The sequence below is a fragment of the Hyphomonas sp. genome (assembly GCF_036964145.1).
Taxonomy (GTDB): Bacteria; Pseudomonadota; Alphaproteobacteria; order Caulobacterales; family Hyphomonadaceae; genus Hyphomonas.
In genome coordinates this window covers 125,044-144,757 of the sequence record NZ_JBALUC010000001.1, presented here as the reverse complement: position 1 = coordinate 144,757, position 19,714 = coordinate 125,044, and the positions used below count along the sequence as shown (strand labels likewise).

The 19,714-nt window shown below is 60.5% G+C and carries 18 protein-coding genes, 1 tRNA gene and 1 pseudogene; 8 read left to right on the top strand and 12 right to left on the bottom strand.

The window, feature by feature from the left end; translation table 11 throughout:
* Nucleotides 1-69 precede the first annotated feature (69 nt).
* Nucleotides 70-795: a glutathione S-transferase family protein gene (locus V7660_RS00725; protein WP_335601201.1), complete on the bottom strand. Its 726-nt coding sequence runs from the start codon at nucleotides 793-795 to the stop codon at nucleotides 70-72.
* Between the two features lie 92 nt (nucleotides 796-887).
* Between V7660_RS00725 and V7660_RS00720 the strand changes: the two genes are divergently transcribed.
* Nucleotides 888-1,577 (top strand): helix-turn-helix transcriptional regulator, encoded by a 690-nt coding sequence (locus tag V7660_RS00720; protein WP_335601200.1) that lies wholly within the window; start codon nucleotides 888-890, stop codon nucleotides 1,575-1,577.
* 15 nt (nucleotides 1,578-1,592) lie between these two features.
* Here V7660_RS00720 and V7660_RS00715 read toward each other — a convergent pair whose 3' ends face one another.
* The 10 genes and pseudogenes from V7660_RS00715 to aroA form a co-directional block, all read right to left on the bottom strand.
* Complete coding sequence (locus V7660_RS00715; RefSeq protein WP_335601199.1) at nucleotides 1,593-3,248, bottom strand: serine protease; 1,656 nt, start codon at nucleotides 3,246-3,248, stop codon at nucleotides 1,593-1,595.
* Between the two features lie 73 nt (nucleotides 3,249-3,321).
* Entirely contained in the window at nucleotides 3,322-4,137 is an 816-nt protein-coding gene (locus V7660_RS00710; RefSeq protein WP_335601198.1) for a ferredoxin--NADP reductase, read from the bottom strand.
* 115 nt (nucleotides 4,138-4,252) lie between these two features.
* Nucleotides 4,253-4,771, bottom strand: coding sequence for a rhodanese-like domain-containing protein (locus tag V7660_RS00705; RefSeq protein ID WP_335601197.1), 519 nt, complete (start codon nucleotides 4,769-4,771; stop codon nucleotides 4,253-4,255).
* A 98-nt stretch (nucleotides 4,772-4,869) separates the two neighbouring features.
* Entirely contained in the window at nucleotides 4,870-5,814 is a 945-nt protein-coding gene (locus V7660_RS00700; protein ID WP_335601196.1) for a tyrosine recombinase XerC, read from the bottom strand.
* 138 nt (nucleotides 5,815-5,952) lie between these two features.
* Nucleotides 5,953-6,363 (bottom strand): large conductance mechanosensitive channel protein MscL, encoded by a 411-nt coding sequence (gene mscL / locus V7660_RS00695; protein WP_335601195.1) that lies wholly within the window; start codon nucleotides 6,361-6,363, stop codon nucleotides 5,953-5,955.
* A 105-nt stretch (nucleotides 6,364-6,468) separates the two neighbouring features.
* Nucleotides 6,469-6,768, bottom strand: coding sequence for an integration host factor subunit beta (locus V7660_RS00690; protein WP_335601193.1), 300 nt, complete (start codon nucleotides 6,766-6,768; stop codon nucleotides 6,469-6,471).
* A 420-nt stretch (nucleotides 6,769-7,188) separates the two neighbouring features.
* A pseudogene (rpsA, locus tag V7660_RS00685) lies at nucleotides 7,189-8,868 on the bottom strand (30S ribosomal protein S1); the annotation flags it as partial.
* A 146-nt stretch (nucleotides 8,869-9,014) separates the two neighbouring features.
* A complete protein-coding gene (gene cmk, locus V7660_RS00680) occupies nucleotides 9,015-9,653 on the bottom strand; it encodes a (d)CMP kinase (protein ID WP_335601190.1) in 639 nt (212 codons plus the stop codon).
* Nucleotides 9,654-9,686: 33 nt separating this feature from the next.
* A complete protein-coding gene (locus V7660_RS00675) occupies nucleotides 9,687-10,793 on the bottom strand; it encodes an NADH:flavin oxidoreductase (protein ID WP_335601188.1) in 1,107 nt (368 codons plus the stop codon).
* Nucleotides 10,794-10,844: 51 nt separating this feature from the next.
* Nucleotides 10,845-12,167 (bottom strand): 3-phosphoshikimate 1-carboxyvinyltransferase, encoded by a 1,323-nt coding sequence (aroA, locus tag V7660_RS00670; protein WP_335601187.1) that lies wholly within the window; start codon nucleotides 12,165-12,167, stop codon nucleotides 10,845-10,847.
* 119 nt (nucleotides 12,168-12,286) lie between these two features.
* Between aroA and V7660_RS00665 the strand changes: the two genes are divergently transcribed.
* From V7660_RS00665 to V7660_RS00635, 7 genes are all read left to right on the top strand, one after another.
* Nucleotides 12,287-12,802, top strand: a complete 516-nt coding sequence (locus tag V7660_RS00665) for a TIGR02300 family protein (RefSeq protein ID WP_335601186.1) — start codon at nucleotides 12,287-12,289, stop codon at nucleotides 12,800-12,802.
* Nucleotides 12,803-12,848: 46 nt separating this feature from the next.
* Nucleotides 12,849-12,924: transfer RNA gene (locus V7660_RS00660), tRNA-Ala, on the top strand.
* A 225-nt stretch (nucleotides 12,925-13,149) separates the two neighbouring features.
* Nucleotides 13,150-13,389 (top strand): DUF1150 family protein, encoded by a 240-nt coding sequence (locus V7660_RS00655; protein ID WP_335601185.1) that lies wholly within the window; start codon nucleotides 13,150-13,152, stop codon nucleotides 13,387-13,389.
* A 78-nt stretch (nucleotides 13,390-13,467) separates the two neighbouring features.
* Nucleotides 13,468-14,712 (top strand): parallel beta-helix domain-containing protein, encoded by a 1,245-nt coding sequence (locus V7660_RS00650; protein ID WP_335601184.1) that lies wholly within the window; start codon nucleotides 13,468-13,470, stop codon nucleotides 14,710-14,712.
* An 11-nt stretch (nucleotides 14,713-14,723) separates the two neighbouring features.
* Nucleotides 14,724-15,776 carry an SO2930 family diheme c-type cytochrome gene (locus V7660_RS00645; protein ID WP_335601183.1) on the top strand — a complete coding sequence of 351 codons (1,053 nt, stop codon included), beginning with the start codon at nucleotides 14,724-14,726 and terminating at the stop codon, nucleotides 15,774-15,776.
* A gap of 94 nt (nucleotides 15,777-15,870) precedes the next feature.
* The gene (locus V7660_RS00640) at nucleotides 15,871-17,073 is read left to right on the top strand and encodes a threonine ammonia-lyase (protein WP_442910015.1); all 1,203 of its coding nucleotides are present in this window, start codon (nucleotides 15,871-15,873) and stop codon (nucleotides 17,071-17,073) included.
* A 79-nt stretch (nucleotides 17,074-17,152) separates the two neighbouring features.
* Nucleotides 17,153-18,031: an FKBP-type peptidyl-prolyl cis-trans isomerase gene (locus V7660_RS00635; RefSeq protein WP_335601181.1), complete on the top strand. Its 879-nt coding sequence runs from the start codon at nucleotides 17,153-17,155 to the stop codon at nucleotides 18,029-18,031.
* On the opposite strand, the gene V7660_RS00630 is transcribed toward V7660_RS00635, so the two are convergent.
* Nucleotides 18,028-19,608, bottom strand: coding sequence for a caspase family protein (locus V7660_RS00630; protein WP_335601180.1), 1,581 nt, complete (start codon nucleotides 19,606-19,608; stop codon nucleotides 18,028-18,030). The two genes, V7660_RS00635 and V7660_RS00630, sit on opposite strands and share 4 nt — an antisense overlap.
* Nucleotides 19,609-19,714: the final 106 nt, after the last annotated feature.

Genomic DNA, 19,714 nt, shown 5'->3' with positions numbered 1-19,714 from the left:
CACGATGTTGCAAATTTGATCAATTTGCCGGCGGGCCCACCGCTCCGGGCGACCCGCCGGCATCCCGGATCAGACCAGCTCGGCGACCGGCCAGAGATTCTTCGCGAAGTACCGGTCCTGTATGCGGTCCATATAATCCACGAGATTTCCATGCCCGCGCACAAGTCCCGTCAGCGGTGTATCGAAATATTCGGTGCCAGCACTGATAAGGGCGGCCGAGACACTGGCATCTGCGACGCTGGGCGCATCGCCAAACAGGTAGGGCTTGCTCCCAAGCTGGATGGCGATGGCTTCCAGATCCAATGCGACGAGCCGCATGCGTTCGTCCTCGGAATGGCGTCCCAGGCCACGGGCGTAAAAAGTCTGTGCCATACCATCGCGTATTTCCTTGACGATGGCGTCCCGGGCCAGCGGCGGAACATCGTTGAAGAACAGCATCGGGCCTTCAAAGAAATTCTCGTCCTTCAGCCAGCGCTCCATGGCCAGCACGCTGTTGATATGATCTTCCGCCATACGCTCGAAGGCCCATGAGGCCGCGCGATGGTCATCGCTGAGGCCGTCATTGAGCGACTTGCCGAGTTTCCGTTCAAAATGAGCCCGGATGAAATTGCTGTCCTCAACCAGCAGGTCGCCATCCATCACATAAGGCGCCTTGTGCTTTGGCACGGCATCAAGGTCCGCAATCGCGCGGTCGAAATCGACCCCGAGCATCTGTAGCTGTATGTCCGATTTCATCACATAGGGGCTGGGTGATGGACAATCGAACATCGGGCCCCATCCAAAAAGCGTAATCATTGTCTGTCTCCATGTCTTGCTTGTGATGAAGGCTTGATAGATGAGGCCTGCTGACAGCATGGTGTCAGCAGCGTGGCAGTAGGTTCCAGAAAATGAGACGCACCGAACGCCTGTTCCAGATCATCCAGATCCTGCGCCGTCACCGCGCGCCGGTGACTGGGCAAGCGTTGGCAGAAGAGTTGGAAGTCTCGCTTCGCACCCTCTACCGCGACATGGCGGAACTGATTGCCCAACGCGTGCCCATACGGGGTGAAGCCGGGACCGGATATGTGCTCGACACCGGTTACGACATGCCGCCGCTGATGTTGACGGCGGACGAATTGGAAGCGGCGGTGTTGGGCGCGCAATGGGTGGCGGTGCGCGGCGATGAAGCCCTGGCGCGGGGCGCACGGGACCTGATCGCAAAGCTTACCGTCGCGGTCCCTCGTGACCTGCAACCCGTCATTGTGGATGCGGGCCTGGTCCCGGTCAGTTTCAAGCCGCGCGCGGAGGACAGTTTCGATGTCAGCATCGTGCGCCAGGCTATTCGCGGGCAAGCCAAGGTGCTGATGGATTATGGCGATGAGACAGGAAACATCACTCGGCGAACCGTCTGGCCGTTCCTCATCGCCTATTCGGAAGACATCAGAATGGTGTGCGCGTGGTGCGAACTCCGACAGGATTTCCGTCACTTCCGGACAGACCGGGTGAAGCGACAGGAAATGCTGGATGAGCGATTCCCGGAGCGAGTCGCCACCCTTCGCAAACGCTGGAAGGATCAGCGCGAGAAACTGCGCACCTAGAGCCTTCGGGGCAGGTCATTCGGAGGCGGATGTATCCGCGCCGCAAATGCGGGAATCGATGCAATAGTTTAGCACACCCATCGCCAGCTTGGGCTCCTGAGGAGCCGCCTCGGTTTCGGCCTCGGAGTTACTGTCCGGCACACGCTCTGCCTCAACTGCGGCGATGCGGAACAGACCCCGCACGGTCTGCTGTTCACGCAAGGCGGTACGCACCAGACGCATGATGTAGTCGACCGGCGCATCGATCTCCTGAAACCCCTGCTGAGGCGAGACCGGCAGGCGCGCATCTTCCGGCACGACCATGGCAATCATGGATTGAGGCCCGAGCGGCGGACCTGCCTGCAGGCCCGGTTCGCCAAAAATGTCCTTAGCCAGGAACACGGTCTCTCCTGCCTCGCGGACGGGCCAGCTTCCTGCCGCCTCGATCGGGTTCGGATAGAGCTGGGTCAGCACTTCGTCCGCATTATAGTCGAACAGAACAAGCTTGCCGCGCACGGGCAACGTGACTTTCAGGTCGACCATCTGGCCATTCTCGACGACCGACATCGTCTGGCCCGCCACATTCACCAGCGTGATCGGCATCTCTGCCACAATGGAATCGAAATCATGCTGCACGCTGGAAACAAGGTCCGGCACGCCGCGCGTCGGGGGCGGCACCTGCGCATACTGAACGAAATTGGCATCCGGCACATAAGTGCGGATCCAGTCCGCATAGGCTGACACCCGCGTATAGGCGCCGGGGCTTTCCTGACGGCCACACCCAACGCCCCAGCTGACCACGCCGATCTGGTAGGGACAGCCATTCTTGTCATACTTGACCAATGGCCCACCACTGTCGCCCTGGCAGGCATCCTGCCCGCCCTGCTCCAGACCGGCGCAGAGCAGCGTGTCATCCACGATCAGCGACTGGTAATCTGCCGGATAGCCTTCCAGCATGGAGGCCTTGCGCAAACGTGACTGGCAGACCGATGCCGCCACTGTGGGAGCGGACGTTTCCTGCAGGACGAGACTTGGCGCGGCGAGCGCGAAATTGCGCGCATTCTGCCATTTCGTGCGCTGGCCGGGTTCGAGCTCCAGCAAATTGCCGAACCCTGCGACCCAGGCTTCTTCTCCTGCTTTGGAAAGCCGGTCTGTCGTCGCATCTGCCGAGAGCGTTGCAAGCGGACCTTCCCAGGGCGTGTCGAGCTTCATCAAGGCGATGTCCGCGCCCTTGTAGATGTCCTCGGCGCCCGCATAGGCAGGATGGGTAATCACTTCCGTCACAAAGGCTGCTTGAGAGCCGTCTGGCTTCCGCCCGAGGTCTCCTGTCCCAAGCTGGATCCGGATAGCGGCGATCTTTCGTTCCGGCCCGCCATCGCCCGCCTCTTCATACGCAAACACCCGCCCGCTCTGCTCCGACACCTTGAAGCCTTCGACGCAATGCGCCGCCGTCAGGATCCAGTCTTTCGAGATCGCCGCGCCGCCGCAGACATGGAAAGCGCCCTGCTGCATGTTCAACTGGATTGAGGCGATGCCGGGCCAATTGGCGAGGTGGGCGTTGACGCCGCCGACCACCTTGGCGCCATTTGGCGTATCCTCTACGCGGCAGGCACGCTCCTGCGCAGAAGCGCTCAGCCCCGATGAAATGGCGACGGCCAGAAGGCTCGCGATCAAACCTGAAACTCTACGCATGATAGGTCGTCCTCCCGTTCGGGATGATTAACCATGCCGATGCGAAAGCGCCAATATGCTTGTCGGGCTGGATCTAGCCTGCGAAGGCTTTTTCGATCACGAATTCGGCCGGTGAGGCGTTCGACCCTTCGGTCAGGCCAGCCTTGATCATGAGGTCTTTGACATCCTGGATCATTTCCATGGAGCCGCAGATCATGACCCGGTCGGTTTCCGGATTCAGCGGCGGCACACCAAGATCTTCGAACAATTTGCCGGATTCAATCAGATCGGTGATCCGGCCCTTGTTATCATACGCTTCACGCGTGCAGCTGCCATAGCGGCGCAGCTTGCCTTCAGCCAGTTCGCCGAGGAATTCATGATTCAAGGTCTCCTCGACAATCTCTTTCGAATAGTCGAGTTCTGCGGCTTCCCGGCAGGTGTGAGTGACGATCACTTCGTCGAATTTCTCATATGTCTCAGGATCGCGCACGACACTGGCAAAGGGCGCAAAGCCCGTGCCGGTGGAGAAACAATAGAGCCGCTTGCCCGGCACCAGCGCATCATGCACCAGCGTACCGGTCGGCTTCTTGCCCAGCAGCACCTTGTCACCCGGCTGGATGGCCTGCAGGCGTGAGGTCAGCGGACCGTCGGCGACCTTGATGGAATAGAATTCGAGTTCCTCGTCCCAGCTCGGGCTGGCGATGGAATAAGCGCGCAGCAGCGGACGGCCATCATCCTTGTAGAGCCCGATCATCACGAACTCCCCCGACCGGAACCGGAAAGTCGACGGGCGCGACAGCCGGAACCGGAACAGGCGGTCCGTATAGTGTTTCACCTCGAGGACGGTTTCCTCGGTAGGCGCGTTCGGGTTGACCTTCTTGGCGGCAACGGGCGTCGCATCTGCAGTCATATCAGGGCTCTCGCTCTTGCATTCTCTCGCGACGTCACATGACGTCAGCTCGCGCTGAATGCAATGCGTCAGATGATCAGTTGAGTTTTACTGAAGAGTCGGCGCTTGGGAAAGCCTAGAGCGGAGAGGCCTCACCCACCCATTGAATGGCCGGTTCCGCCGTCGGATAGGCCCCGTCCAGTTCATAGATATTCTCATAGCCGTAGCCATAGAGATTGATGAAGGTCGGCACGTTCAAGGCCAGCTCGATCCGCTTGACCGGAACGGGCGCGACATCGTCCGTGAAATTGTTGTTGCAGTAGATCAGGATCCGCGTGTCTTTGGAGGGAATCACCTTGGCGAGCTTGTCATCGGTAAAGTCAGAAAAGTTCAAATGGACGGCGCCGTCGATATGCCCCATCAGGAACGCTTCGGCGCTACGCGTATCCAGTACAATTGTGCCGGGCTCCGCCTTCATCTCGTTGAACGTATCGAGAGCGACCAGACGGGAAGACCGATAGTGCGAGATTTCAGCTGAAAGCTCGACGAAGCCGTCATAATCGACCTGGCTTTCCTGGGCTTGGGCCATCAACCCGCATCCAATGAAGGCCGCCAGCGTGATCAGACCAAGTATTGCGTTCCCTTTGACACCCATGGCGTCAGTCCTTTCTGCCTACCTCCCCAGAGTACAGCATCAAGATTACCGCGAATTGAGGCGGTATTGGGCAATTTGAAAGAGTTTCCTAAGGCTATTCAGGCGCGGGGGTGCGCGGCGGCATGCACATCCCGCAACCGCTCGGCATCGACTCCGGTATAGACCTGCGTGGTCGAAAGCGAGGCATGGCCGAGCAGGGTCTGGATGGCGCGGAGGTCTGCGCCCGCCGCCAGAAGATGCGTCGCAAAGGCATGGCGCAGGGCGTGCGGCGTCGCCGTATCCGGCAGGCCCAGCACGGCGCGCAATTTCTGGAGAAGTCCCTGAATGAGGCGCGGGTTCAGGGCGCCCCCTTTCGCACCCCGGAACAGCGCATCATTCCGGCCAAGCTTGTAGGGACAAAGCCCGGCATAGGCATCGACTGCCTCGCGGACTGCCGGGATCAGCGGCACGATCCGCACCTTGCCGCCCTTGCCGGCAATCCGCAGCCGCTCCGGCGTCGGATTGTCCGCGCCAGTCAGGCTCAGCGCCTCGGAAATACGCAGGCCCGCGCCATAGAGCAGCGACAACACCGCTGCGTCGCGGGCATTGATCCACGCTTCGGAATCCGGATTCGTGCCGGCTTCCTCGATCAGATCCTTGGCGGCCTCAATCGACACGGGCCTTGGCAGGCGCTGCGGGCGTTTCGGTCCCTGCAAATAGGCGATTTCGGCATTCTCGATGTCATAGGTCCGGCCGAGCCAGCGATAGAGGGCCTTGATGGAGGACAAGAGCCGCGCAATCGACGCATCTGACAAGCCGTCCCGTCGGCGTTGAGCCAGGAATGACCGCACATCGCGCGCCCTCAGCTTGCCGAGCCGGCGCGGCGTCGGCGCTTCGCCAAGGTGTATGTTCAGGAACCCGAAGAAACCGGCCAGATCGCTCCGATAGGCTTCGACCGTCTTTTCCGCCATGCGGCGCTCATCGGTCAAATAGGCGGTAAAGGCGGCAAGGGTTTCCATCGCGCCAGTCTGGCAGGCCGATCTTAACTTTGCCTTGCGGGCCATTTCAGGGCTGGCCCCGTTTCCCGGCAAAAAAAGAAGGGCGGCCAATCAGGCCGCCCCTCAATACTCTACCTGTTACTCTACTATCCATGAAGGTACACGAACTGTGCTTAACCCTTCATGAATATGTCGACGCAACGCCTAGCTTTGCTTGGCCAGCAGGTTGCGAATTTCTTCCAGAAGCACTTCCTGGCGCGGCGGCGCAGCCGGGGCAGCTTCCTCTTCCTTCTTCTGCATGTTGTTCATGCCCTTGATGATCATGAACATGACGAATGCCACGATGATAAAGGAAATGATCGCGGCGATGAAGTTACCGAGTTCAACGACGGCAGCTTCCTTGACGACTTCGCCTGCGGCATTCACTTCAGCTGGCGACACCGTATAGGCAATCGCGGACAAGTCGATACCGCCCATGATCGGCGCCAGCAATGGCAGGAATACGCCTTGAATAAATGCTGTGACGACCGTTGCGAATGCGCCCCCCATGACAAACCCGACCGCCATGTCGACCAAGTTGCCCTTCATGGCAAACTCTTTGAATTCCTTAAGCATTCTAAGCCCCTTCTCTCTGCTAGGATATTTAAGCGATGACGCAAATACGCCGGGGATTTGAATGCCGCGTCAAGACGTCACACTCAGTTGGAACTGCTATAGAACCTAACGCGCCTCAGGGTCCTCGCCGCCATTTACCCGGGCTCGCAACTCCTTGCCCGCCTTGAAAAAGGGCACGGATTTCGCCGGAACTTCTACAGATTCCCCGGTACGTGGATTTCGACCTTTGCGGGCATCCCGCTGGCGCACGGAGAACGCTCCGAACCCGCGTAGCTCGACACGATCACCGCGTGCGAGCGCAGATCCGATCTCGTCAAGAATGACATTGACCACCCGTTCCAGATCTTCCTGGCGCAGATGGTTGTATTCCACAGCGAGTTTTGCAATCAATTCGGACTTCAGCATGTCTTTGATATTACACGCATTTGCGGCGGGAGCGCTAGGCCCCCGCCGCAAACATTTCATCTATTTTAGAATACTGATCCGGAGACCGGATCAGCCGCCTCAGGCGTTGGCCAGGTCTTCAGACTGGGCCTTCCACTCAGCGCCTTTGCCGGACGTACCGACTTCCTCTTCGAGGGTGGCAATCTGAGCATCCGTCAGCGCTGCAATCTGCCAGAAGTGGTAGATACCGGCTTCATTCAGCTTCTTTTCGAAGGCTGGACCGACGCCCTTGATCTGCTTCAGATCATCAGCATCGCCCTGAGGACCGGACAGGCGGCCGGACTCGTCCAGCGCAGATGCGTCGGCCGTAGCCTTGCCATCCGTGCTCGGCGGGGTCGGCGTGACCTTTTCCGAGGTTTCCTTGCCAGTGCCGGACGATGCCAGCGCTGCGCCGAGGATGTCGCCGAGCGATGCACCGGCATCTGCCGATCCGTACTGTGCAACGGCCTCTGCCTCTTCCGCGATTTCGAGGGCCTTGATGGACAGCGAAACACGGCGGGACGAACGGTCCACAGACATCACCTTCGCGTCGACCTTGTCGCCAACAGCGAAACGCTCAGGACGCTGGTCTGCGCGGTCACGAGACAGGTCGGAGCGACGGATGAAGGATTTCATCGCCGGGGAGCCGAACTCGACTTCGATACCGCCCGAGGTGATCTCGGTGACAGCACAGGTGACGATGGAACCGCGCTTCACGCCGGAACCGCCATCTGCAGGCGCTTCGATCGGATCGCCGGACAGTTGCTTGATGCCGAGCGAGATACGCTCCTTGTCAACATCAACGTCCAGGACTTTCGCCTTGACCATGTCACCCTTGTTGAAGGCTTCAATGGCTTGCTCGCCAGACTTGTCCCAGGCGATGTCGTTGATGTGCACCATGCCGTCGAGGTCCGGGCCGAGGCCAACGAACAGGCCGAATTCCGTGATGCCACGAACTTCGCCTTCGATTTCCGTGCCGATCGGGTGCTCTGCGAGGAAGGCGGTCCATGGATTGTCCATGGTCTGCTTCAGGCCGAGCGAGATGCGGCGTTTCTCGGAATCGACGTCCAGGACTTCCACATCGACTTCCTGAGAGGTCGAGAGGATTTTGCCTGGATGGACGTTTTTCTTGGTCCAGCTCATTTCGGAGACGTGGATCAGGCCTTCGACACCATCTTCCAGCTCCACGAAGGCGCCGTAATCGGTGATGTTGGTAACTTGGCCCTTGAGGCGCGCGCCGACCGGATAACGGATGTCGATGCCATCCCACGGGTCGGAACCGAGTTGCTTCATGCCGAGCGAGATACGCTGGGTGTCCGGGTTGATCTTGATGATCTGGATTTCGACTTCCTGACCAACTTCCACAACCTGCGACGGATGATTGATCCGCTTCCAGCTCATGTCGGTGACGTGCAGCAGGCCGTCGATGCCGCCGAGGTCCACGAACGCACCGTAATCGGTGATGTTCTTGACGATACCCTTGCGGACGTCGCCTTCTGCCATGTCGGACACGATCTCGGCGCGCTGTTCGGCGCGGCTCTCTTCGAGGATGGCACGGCGCGAGACAACGATGTTGCCGCGGGCGCGGTCCAGCTTGAGGATCTGGAAGGGCTGGATTTCGCCCATCAGCGGGCCAACGTCGCGAACCGGGCGGATGTCCACCTGGCTGCCTGGAAGGAAGGCGTTCACGCCGCCAAGGTCGACCGTGAAGCCACCTTTGACGCGGCCGGAGATCGCACCTTTGACAGGCTCTTCGGCGTTGAAGCATTTTTCCAGCTTGATCCAGCGCTCTTCGCGGCGGGCCTTGTCACGGGACAGAACAGCGTCGCCAAGGGCGTTTTCGATGCGATCAAGGTAGACATCGACGATGTCGCCGGCTTCCGGCTCCTTGTCTTCCATCGAGAATTCTTTGACCGGGATACGGCCTTCGGTCTTCAGACCGATATCAACCAGCACGGCGTCGTTATCAATGCGAATGACGGTGGCCGGGATGACCTGGCCTTCCTGCATGGCACTGGCCGCCGTGGACGATTCAAACATTGCTGCGAAATCGTCGGTCGATGGGTTCATGTTATCTGACATTTGGGTTCCTTCGGGCGGGTCGAACGGCTCGAGGCAGGCGTGCACCATTGCAGCCTGCTCAGAACGACCCGAGAGCGTGGTCTCTTGAATTTGAAGTGGTGCGGCCTGTTTGGATTTGAGGCCTCTCAACTAAGAGAGAAGCCCCTTCAGGCGCGGTTTCCACGGGCAAGTGCCGCCTCGACAGCTGCAATCGCCTTTTCCACTGCGGCTTCTATAGTCAGGTCGGACGTATCGATCAAGACGGCATCTGCCGCCATCGCGGCCGGCGCATCCTTGCGCGACTGGTCCCGCTGGTCGCGTGAGCGCAACTGCGCGATCACCGTTTCGAGCGAGATGTCACTTCCCTGCCCGCAAAGTTCCTTCCAGCGACGGTGACCGCGAACCTCCACGCTGGCATCCACCCACAATTTCGCGTCCGCTTCCGGTGCGATCACCGTGCCGATGTCCCGGCCGTCCAGCAAAGCGCCGATTGACTGCGTGGCAAAGGCCCGTTGCAGTTCGAACAAGGCCTGGCGCACTTCCGGGATTGCAGCGACGACACTTGCGGCCTTGCCGGCCTCTGCCGTGCGCAGGTCGGCTTCGTTGAAATCAGCCAGATCCAGGCTGCAGGCGACCTTGGCGACGCCCTCGGCATCATCCAGCGCCACGCCAGCATGCAGCGCCGCCACGCCCGTCGCGCGATACAGGCGGCCTGTATCCATGTGCGGCAGGCCGTAATGGGCCGATAGCCGTTTCGCGATCGTGCCCTTGCCCGACGCCGTGGTTCCATCAATGGCGATAATCATGGGTGCGGGGCGTGGCCGATGCCGCCGCCCAAGTCAAGCAGGGCTTGCGGACGCCACGCTCTCCGGGACTTCCACGAAGCCTTTCCAGCCGCTCATATAGTCTATGAAGCGCTCGCCCAGCCCCTCCTGACGCAGATGTGCACGCGAAACGGGCAAGGAGACTGGTTCAAAATCCGGATTGGCGAGCACCTGCTGCGGAAAATCATGATGCAGGATGGCGCCGCGCCCGACCACGACGAAGTCGAGCCCCGCCTCCATCGCCTCCCGGCACTTCGCGCCCGTCGTCAGCTTGCCAGCTGCTCCCAGGCGGACGTCACCGCGCTCAATATCCGTGAACCAGTCGATCAGGCGACGATCCTGATAGGCTTCGTCCACGGGGGTCTTGAACACATCCCATAGGGACAGGTCGAGATAATCGATCTGAGCTTCGGCCATGACCCGCTCTGCCACTATTCGGACTTCCCCCAAATCCATGCCGAACCGTTCCGGCGACAGGCGCAGGCTAACCGAAAAGTCCGGACCACAGGCGGCGCGAATGCCGTCAATGATCTCGAAGGTCAGCCGGGCGCGGTTTTCCAGGCTGCCACCATACGGGTCGTCCCGCATGTTGATTTCGGCGCTGAGGAATTGGCAGAGCAGATACCCATGCGCGCCATGTACTTCGACGCCATGAAATCCGGCAGCCTTGCACCGCACCGCCGCCGCGATGAAATCGGCACAAACCTTCTCGATCTCAGCCAGCGTCATCGCCCGCGCGCCAAATTCCTCATTGTCGGACGGACAGACCGGCTTGCCCTCGATCAGATCGTGGGGCGTGCGCATGCCGGCATGATGTAGCTGGACCACGGAATGGCTGCCTTCGGCATTGAGGTTCGCAGCCAGCTCCCGGAGCCCCGGCAGGTGCGCGTCGTCATAGCAACCCAATTGGCCGGGAAACCCGATGCCGTGCGGATCGATCTGGGCGGCGGCTGTCATGGTCAGGCCAAAGCCGCCTTCGGCCCGCATGGACAGCCAGCGGATCTCGTCCGCACTCAGCGTGCCGTCCGCATGGCTCTGCTGATTGGTGAGGGGTGCCAGCATGAAGCGGTTCTTGAGGGCCGGTCCGTGCGCGAGGGTCAGGGGGGATGTGAGATCAGTCATGCGTTTTAAATGCCTCCTTGATCCGCCCCGTCAATTTTGACCCTGCGGCAATTACCCTTCGGAAATGTCTGCTCCCAAGTCGCGCATATGAGTCAGGAAGTCCGGATAGCTCGTCGCGATCATCGAGATATCGTCAACCTGGACCGGCTTCTGCGCAGCTGTCCCCATGATTAGGGCGCTCATGGCAATCCGGTGATCATGGCGCGTCTCGACCAGTCCGCCGCCCGGAGGCGGTCCGCCACAGCCCTGTACCGCGAACCCATCCGGCCGCTCCTCGGCCTCGACACCATTGGCGCGAAGCATGGCGACCACCGCGCCGATACGGTCGGATTCCTTGACGCGCAGCTCTTCGGCGCCGGTCACAAGGGTTTCACCCTTAGCAAAGGCCGCCATCACGCCCAGTATCGGGAATTCATCAATCATGGACGGCACCAGCCGCTCCGGCACGGCCTTGCCGGACAAGGGCGCAGAACCCGCATGAATGTTGATCAGCCGCTCGCCGGCTGCGTCGCCAGCTTCCTCGGCGCCAAGGTGGGCGCCCATCAGGTTCGCGACATCATAAAAGCCAGACCGGGTGAGATTGGACATGACCCCTTCGACCATCACATCGCCCTGCGGCGAGAGAATGCCGGCGGCAACCAGGAAGGCGGCCGAAGACGGATCGCCCGGAATGGCCGCGTCGATCGCGGTCAGTTTCTGCCCGCCCGCCAGCGACACACGCACGCCTTCACCCGACATGCGCTCCGTGCCGACCTCGACGCCGAAGCCTCTCAACATGCGTTCGGTATGGTCGCGTGTCTGACGCGTCTCTTCGACAATGGTCGTCCCGACTGCATTAAGTCCTGCCAGCAGGACGGCCGATTTCACCTGCGCTGAGGCCACCGGCGGCACATAGGTGATCGCCTTCAGGCTTTCGGTTCCGACAATGGCGAAGGGCAACTTGCCATCCGGCCCGGCCGTATCCAGGCCGCGCATCAGGCGCAGCGGCTTCAGGATGCGGTTCATCGGACGGGAGCGCAGGCTTTCGTCGCCCGTCATCTCCACATTGATCGGATAGCCCGAGACCAGACCCATCATCAGGCGCGATCCCGTGCCCGAATTGCCGAAATCCAGTACCTTGTCAGGCTGGTTGAGGCCCTTTTCCCCGACGCCGGTCACTTCCCACGCGCCCGGTCCAGTCTGTTTCACGGTCGCGCCGAGAGCTTCCATAGCCCACCCCGTACGCAGGACATCCTCGCCTTCCAGCAGGCCGGAAAACCGGCTTGTTCCTGCCGCCAGACCTCCAAAGATCAGAGCCCTGTGAGAACAGGATTTGTCCCCCGGCGCGCGCACTACGCCCTTGAGACTTTTTACGGGACTGCTGGTCCAGACCATTTCAGGTACATTCCATGGTTGATTGATAACGTGAAATGGGGCTTTGACAGTGTGCAGCGTTCATGGCAAGCGCCCGCCCATATCAAATTCAGAGAAGACCCAAAAGGAGGCTGTTGCCCGTGTCGAAAGACAAACTTGGAACCAAACAGGTCTGCCCGTCCTGCGAGGCACGCTTCTACGACCTCAACAAACGCCCCTGTGCCTGCCCGAAATGCGGCGAGGAGTTTGATCCCGAAGACGAAGTCATCCGCACCACCATCACCAAGGTGAAAGCCAAGGCCGCAAAGGCTGCGGTCAAGACCGAAGATGATGACGAGGATGATGAGGACGAAGACGACACCGCCGCGCGCAGCAATGATGATGGCGATGACGACGAGGATGATGAAGCCGACGAAGAAACCGCGAAAGAACTTGGCGGCGACGAAGAGGAAGTAATCCTCGAAGGTGCCTCCGAAGACGACGAAGACGGCGATACACCTGCCAAAGTACCGGCCGGCTTCAATGAAGAGGGTGTCGACGATGATGATGATGACGTCCTGCTCGACGATGACGAGGATACAGACTTTGAAATCGACGCCGATGGCGATGATGACGACGACGATCTGACTCTCGATGACGAGGAAGATGAAAAATAGACTTGAATCACGGAAGCGGCGGATGTAACTGCGTCGCTTCCGGTTCGGGGCCATAGCTCAGTTGGGAGAGCGCTTGCATGGCATGCAAGAGGTCGTCGGTTCGATTCCGTCTGGCTCCACCATTTTCATCCCCGCCCCCGCACCGGGCGCGCGTGAAGGTCATACTTCCTGAACCCTGCATGAATATTAGCCTCTGAGGCCGCACACTATCGTGATGCCCTGCCTCCAAGATGCCCCAGTCCGGTCCTTGAACGGGAACCTTTATCCCCCATTTTTATTAGGAACAGTGGAACAGATCGTTCCGTAGTTCGGCATGTCTGTCTCTTGTGACGGAAAGGATTGGAACGATGACAACAGACCTGAAAACGAACCCGTTTGAAAGCGATGCCTTCGTGTACATCCGCCATCTTGATGCCGGAGAGCTTTCGGGAATTCTTCCCGCGAATACGATCGACCAGATCGACGAACCAGAAGACTTGTTCGTCGTGGCATCGGCCGACGGAATCCACCTGGCTGTGGTTCAGGGGCGCGAAGCCGCCTTTGCCGCCGCCCGGTCGCACGACCTCAAACCGTTGAGCGTGCACTAGGACGCATTCCAAACTAATTCTTGCCTTTCCCTCCCCTTGGTATGAAATTCCTTCATCAACCAAGGGGAGGGTTTGATTATGAAGTGGACCATTCTAGGCTCCGCCTGTCTGAGCATGGCCTTTCTGGCCTCCTGTGGCCAACCGGCCTCAAAGGATGATGCGGTCGGACCTGACCTCGCGGGCCTTGTATCCGTCGAGGGCGACTTCGCCACCAACCTCCAGACCGCCCTGATCGAAGCCGAACCCGGCAGCACGGTCCGCCTCCCCGAAGGCCATTTCCAATTGGAGACGGGTCTGTCGCTGGATGTCAACGGCGTGACTCTGATGGGCGCGGGCGAGGACAAGACCATTCTCGATTTCGCCGGACAGACCGGCGCGGGCGAAGGCCTGCTGGTGACCTCCGATGGGGTCACGCTGACCGGCTTTGCCATCCGCGACACCAAGGGCGACGGCATCAAGTCCAAGGGGGCTGACCGGATCACCTATCGCGACCTGACCGTCGAATGGTCGGGCGACCCTGACGAGACCAACGGCGCCTACGGCGTCTATCCGGTCGAATCGCAGGATGTGCTGGTCGAAAATGTCACTGTGCGCGGCGCCTCCGATGCGGGCATCTATGTCGGCCAGTCCAATATTATCATCGTCCGTAACTCTCTCGCAGAGTTCAATGTGGCGGGCATCGAGATCGAGAATTCGATGCATGCAGACGTCTATGGCAATACGACCCGCTACAATACGGGCGGCATCCTCGTCTTCGACCTGCCGGACCTGCCACAGACAGGTGGGCATTCGACCCGCATCTTCGACAATGAGATCATGGACAACAATACACGCAATTTCGCCCCCGCCGGCAATATCGTGGCCGGTGTGCCGTCCGGGACCGGTGTCATCATCATGGCTAACCGCAACGTACATGTATTCTCCAACACATTCTCCAACAACCGGTCCGCGCATGTCCTGCTGACCGCCTATCCCGAGCCATTCAGTGACGAAACCTACAATCCGATCCCGCGCGATGTCGTGCTGACCGGCAATTCCTATTCGGGCGGCGGCGATGATGCACAGGGCATGCTGCAACCGATCGCCGCAGCGATCGGCGGACAGCTTCCGGCCATTGTGGCCGATGGTGTCGCAACCTGGGAAACGGGCAGTGTTCCGACCACCAATATTTCCATCCAGGAAGACGAGTCCGTCGGCTTCTTGGACCTCGGCATCGGCAAGTACCCTTTTGACCCGGCCAGTATCGCACCCTCGAACCAACGCCCAACGGCCATGCCGGTAGAGCGGCCTGCAGCGGTCGTTCTGCCGCAGGATGAAAGCTAGCCCTCGATCCGATGATTGCGCGCTTTGTCCTTGCTGCCCTTCTGCTGGTATCTGCCTGCAGCGGCCGCACGGACGAAGTCGCACCCCCTTCTCTTGAAATCATCCTGAGTGACACACCCGCGAAGGCGCTGTCGGACTACGGATTGTTTGCTGATCAGGCCAGGGCGCAGCCCGCAAAGGGCGTCGTCGCTTACGACCTCGTCAATCCGCTGTTCTCCGATCATGCGATCAAGCACCGCTTTGTCTTTGTGCCCGGAGATCAGGAGGCGAAATATTCCGCAACCGACGTCTTCGATTTTCCTGTCGGCACAGTGCTGGTAAAGACGTTCTCTTTTGCACCAGACATGCGTGCGCCCGAGACAGGCCAGTACAAGGTCGAGACAAGACTCCTGATCCACAAGGAAAACGGCTGGGCCGCCTTTCCCTATGTCTGGAATGCGGCCGGCACCGAAGCGGTCTACGCACCCGCCGGTAAGCAGGTGGATCTCGACATGATCGACCCCGCCGGCACCCCGCTGTCTATCCGCTACGCTGTCCCGAACAAGAACCAGTGCAAGACCTGTCACCAGAGCGGCGACGCCGTGCTGCCCATCGGACCGAAGGCGCGAAACCTGAACCATGACGGCCCGGCCGGCATCAACCAGCTTGCCCACTGGCAGCGCCGCGGCATGATTGACGGCATACCCGCTCATCCGCCCATCGTTGCGGCCGTCTGGGACACCCGACTTCCGGTCGAGTCCCGGGCCCGCGCCTATCTCGATATAAACTGCGCCCATTGTCACAAGGCAGACGGGTCCGCCTCCAATTCCGGCCTCTGGCTCGGCTGGTACGAATCCGACCCTGTTAAAATTGGCCTCGGCAAGCATCCGACCGCAGCCGGGCGGGGCTCAGGCGGGCGGATCATGGTCGTGGAACCGGGCCGACCCGACCAGTCGATCCTCGTCTTCCGCATGGGCTCTGACGAGGCGGGCATCGCCATGCCGGAACTCGGCCGCAGCGTGGTCGATGAAGACGGCCTCGCGCTCGTCCGGGAATGGATCGGCAGCCTCGACGTGCAGGAGTAGTTCCAGCCTTGCCCTTGCCGGACCGCAGGCATAGGGTGCGCGCGTTTTGCACCCTTAAGAATGGCTCATCATGCCCGATACCCAGACCCCCAACCTGCCCGTGACCCTAGCTGACATCGAAGCGGCTGCCAGCCTGCTCGACGGTCAGATCGTTCGCACGCCGCTGAACCTGTCCCGGACACTGTCGCAGATTACGGGCGCAGAAGTCTGGGTGAAGTTCGAAAACCAGCAATTCACCGCCGCCTTCAAGGAGCGCGGCGCGCTGAACAAGCTGTCGAAACTGACCGATGACGAGAAGCAACGCGGTGTGATCGCGGCCTCGGCTGGCAACCATTCGCAGGGCGTGGCCTATCACGCCCGCCGCCTCGGCATCCCGGCAACCATCGTGATGGCCAAGACCACCCCCTTCAGCAAGGTGGAGCATACACGCGGCCATGGCGCCCGCGTGCTGCTGGAAGGCATGATCTTCGACGAGGCCAAGCAGCACGCCATGGAAGTGTGCGAGCGCGACAATCTCACCTTCATCCACCCTTTCGATGATCCCGACATCATCGCAGGTCAGGGCACGATCGCCCTCGAAATGCTGGCGCAGAACCCGGATCTCGACACGCTGGTCGTGCCGATTGGCGGCGGTGGGCTGATCAGCGGCATTGCCATCGCCGCCAAGGCCCTGAAGCCAGACATCAAGATCATCGGCGTCGAAGCCGCCATGTATCCTTGCATGTATGCCGCCCTGCGCGGGGAGACGCCCAAAACAGGCGGCGCCACGATTGCCGAAGGCATCGCGGTGAAGGAAGCTGGCGAACTGACCCGCCAGATCTGCGCCGAATTGATTGATGAGATTGTCCTCGTCGAGGAAGAGCATCTCGAGCGCGCCATCACGCTATATGTCGAGGTCGAGAAGACGATTGCCGAAGGTGCAGGCGCCGCCGGCCTCGCCGCCCTGCTTGCCCACCCCTCGCGCTTCCAGGGCCGTAAGGTGGGTCTTGTCCTCTGCGGCGGCAATATCGATACGCGGCTGCTGTCCTCAGTCCTGACGCGCGCCCTGGTCCGCGAGCATCGTCTCGCCTCGATCCGCATCATTGGCGATGATCGTCCGGGCCTGCTTGCGCTTGTTTCAAAGATCATCGGGGACCAGGGCGCGAACATCATGGAAGTCGCGCACAATCGTATCGCGCTGGATGTGCCGGCCAAGGGCGCCGAATTCGACATTCTCATCGAGACGCGCGACGCCCAGCACACCCAAGAAGTCATCGACGCCCTGGCACTGGCCGGCTATCCGCCCCGCTCACTCTGACCATAACCAGTCGCCGAGGTGACTTGGCGGCGAGACCCCCCTAAACCAGACTGAACATCCCTGCTCACTGGAGAGTCACATGATCCGGACCATTACAGCCGCTATCGCCGCCACCTTTCTGTTCGCTGCCTGCAGCAGCAGTACCGACACGGCAAATCTCGACGAGACGTTCCAGAAATACCTGCCTTGGGATTCCGATAGCTCCAGTGTGGAGACGGGCATGGGCGGGCTGGAATACATCGTGCTGAAGGAAGGCCCCGATGGCGGCGCCAACCCCGTGCCGACCGACATGGTGCGCGTCCATTATGAAGGCCGCACCGCGGCCGGCGACAAGTTCGACTCCTCTTATGATCGTGGTTCACCCTCCATGTTTCGCCTCAATCAGGTCATCCCGGGCTGGACCCAGGGCCTGCAACAGATGACCGAGGGCGATGTCTATCTCTTCTACATTCCGAACGCCCTCGCCTATGGCAACCGCAATCGCGGCGACGTCATCAAGGCGGGTGATGATCTCGTCTTCCAGGTCGAACTCGTCGAAGTGCTGGAGCCGAAATCGGCCGACACCGACGCGTGGGACAAGTACATACCGTGGAACCCTGACCTGCCGGAAGTGAAGAAGACGGAGTCCGGCCTGCAATATGTCGTGCTGGACAGCGGTGATGAAGCCGGCGCCAGCCCGGTCAATGGCCAGATGGTCGCCGTCTACTATGAGGGCCGCCTCGCAGAGACCGGCGAGATGTTCGACAGCGCGTTCGAACGCGGCCAGCCGGAAATGTTCCCCTCCGACCGGCTGATCCCCGGCTGGGTCGAGGCGCTCGGCATGATGAAGCCCGGTGATCGCTGGCTTATGTATATCCCGTCCGACATCGCCTATGGCGCGCAGGGCACGCCCGGCGGCCCCATTCCCCCGAATGCCGACCTCATGTTTGAAGTCGAACTGCTTGATGTGATGAATTAGCGCTTTCGGTAGGGTTTCCGCGTTTTTCGCAGGGGCTCTACCGGCGCGACAATATCCGCTCGGAAGAAGATCGGGAGTTCCAGAGACGTCTGGAACCACGGTCTTTGCTGTCCATCCGTTGCATCGCGGACATCTTCGGAGACGCGTGTCATCACGGCTTCGATGTCTATGCGGTCTTCTGACAACACATTGCGCGCAAACGCATCTGCGAACAGCGACTCCGCCGCGCCATCATCATGCTGCTCGCCCGGCGCGTCGGCATAGGCGATGACGACTTTGTCACGCCCAAAGCTTTCCGAAAATCCGGGTTCGATGCCCTTTTGACCTCCAAGCTTGAACGGCCGTCCGCAATCGACCAGCACCATGATGGCCTGCGCCGCGGTCTCCAGCTGTGTCACCAGTTCGGCCAGCTTGATGGCCTCCTCCCGCACCCCACTCTTGTCATAGGGGATTGGACCCTCCGGGATCAGGTAATTCTCGCCCTCCAGGGAAGTGCCGTACCCGGCGAAATAGACAAGGCCCACGGCCGCCGGGCCCGCCGCCTTCAAGCGATTCTGAAATCCGGAGACGGCATCCTGAAAGGCGCCCCGGTCAGAGTTTCGGACATGCATGGTTTCGTAGCCGCTCGACAGCAGGCTCGTCGCCACCTTCTCTCCATCGGCCATCGTGTTGGGCAGGCGAAATCCGTCAGACTCACGATACTCGTTCGAGAAAACCAGCGCCTGCCGCAAGACCGGCCGATCCTGCGAAGGCAATCCCTCCTCCTCCTGCAAGGTCCAGGATCCGATCTTGATATCGGACGACCGCCGCTGAAGGCGGGAAAGGTTCATCGGCTCCTGCCGCTGCAGCGTTTTCTCAAGCACGTCGAGACGAACCTGTTCGAACATGTCGCGCACGGTGGTTGCAGGTTCATTGAGCCGTGTCCCGAGCGCGCCAGCATATGGTCCATTGCCGTCATCAGCGCGGCCGTCGCTGGCTGTCTCGCCCTCCCAGGTAGCAAAGGACAAGAACATGTTGCGCTCCCCTGCCCCGCCGGCAGTCCGGCGAAGGCCCCGAAAAGATTCGCCCCCACCAAGCGACCGCTGAGCTTGTGGTAATTTCAAAACGTTCCGGCAGGCATCAATCGCCACCACGCTCGGCGCCTCCAGCGCGTCCAGTTTCTCCATCAGCCAATCAAGCGAGACCGAATCGTCCCACAGTCCGTCATCCAGCACGTCGGCCTCTTCCACCGGGATCAAGTAATTGCCGCCTGTCTCTCGGGCCGCTCCATGGCCGGAATAGTAGAAGAACCCCAAGGCGTCCGGGCCGGCCGCCTGCAGTAAATTCACATAGTCCCGAATCGCGCTCATCATGGACGACCGATCCGCGTCGCGGACAATGTCGCCGCTCACCAGCTGGAATCCACAATTCCGAATCCCGTCGGCTACGACACGGGCATCATTGATCGGGTTCGCCAGCGTTCCAATGCCGCTGGAATAGGCCGCATTCCCCATGATCAGCGCAATCCTGGGCGTGACGGGGGTTTCCTGTGTCCGACCGGGCCACGGCATGGCCGCAGCGCCTCCGAGAAGTAGCATGTGACGACGCGATATCATCTTCACCCTCTGTGGCGGCCAGTGCGTGGATGTTGCCGATGCAAGCCGGCCGCGTCAACGTCACACGCATTTTGGGTTGCCTCCATCA

Bases quoted from the DNA above. Each gene is read 5' to 3' on its own strand.
- V7660_RS00705 (WP_335601197.1), bottom strand. From the start codon at position 4,771: ATGGGTGTCAAAGGGAACGCAATACTTGGTCTGATCACGCTGGCGGCC.
- V7660_RS00690 (WP_335601193.1), bottom strand. From the start codon at position 6,768: ATGCTGAAGTCCGAATTGATTGCAAAACTCGCTGTGGAATACAACCAT.
- V7660_RS00650 (WP_335601184.1), top strand. From the start codon at position 13,468: ATGAAGTGGACCATTCTAGGCTCCGCCTGTCTGAGCATGGCCTTTCTG.
- V7660_RS00700 (WP_335601196.1), bottom strand. From the start codon at position 5,814: ATGGCCCGCAAGGCAAAGTTAAGATCGGCCTGCCAGACTGGCGCGATG.
- V7660_RS00655 (WP_335601185.1), top strand. From the start codon at position 13,150: ATGACAACAGACCTGAAAACGAACCCGTTTGAAAGCGATGCCTTCGTG.
- V7660_RS00675 (WP_335601188.1), bottom strand. From the start codon at position 10,793: ATGACTGATCTCACATCCCCCCTGACCCTCGCGCACGGACCGGCCCTC.
- V7660_RS00710 (WP_335601198.1), bottom strand. From the start codon at position 4,137: ATGACTGCAGATGCGACGCCCGTTGCCGCCAAGAAGGTCAACCCGAAC.
- V7660_RS00725 (WP_335601201.1), bottom strand. From the start codon at position 795: ATGATTACGCTTTTTGGATGGGGCCCGATGTTCGATTGTCCATCACCC.
- V7660_RS00635 (WP_335601181.1), top strand. From the start codon at position 17,153: ATGATCCGGACCATTACAGCCGCTATCGCCGCCACCTTTCTGTTCGCT.
- aroA (WP_335601187.1), bottom strand. From the start codon at position 12,167: ATGGTCTGGACCAGCAGTCCCGTAAAAAGTCTCAAGGGCGTAGTGCGC.
- mscL (WP_335601195.1), bottom strand. From the start codon at position 6,363: ATGCTTAAGGAATTCAAAGAGTTTGCCATGAAGGGCAACTTGGTCGAC.
- cmk (WP_335601190.1), bottom strand. From the start codon at position 9,653: ATGATTATCGCCATTGATGGAACCACGGCGTCGGGCAAGGGCACGATC.
- V7660_RS00645 (WP_335601183.1), top strand. From the start codon at position 14,724: ATGATTGCGCGCTTTGTCCTTGCTGCCCTTCTGCTGGTATCTGCCTGC.
- V7660_RS00715 (WP_335601199.1), bottom strand. From the start codon at position 3,248: ATGCGTAGAGTTTCAGGTTTGATCGCGAGCCTTCTGGCCGTCGCCATT.
- V7660_RS00630 (WP_335601180.1), bottom strand. From the start codon at position 19,608: ATGCTACTTCTCGGAGGCGCTGCGGCCATGCCGTGGCCCGGTCGGACA.
- V7660_RS00720 (WP_335601200.1), top strand. From the start codon at position 888: ATGAGACGCACCGAACGCCTGTTCCAGATCATCCAGATCCTGCGCCGT.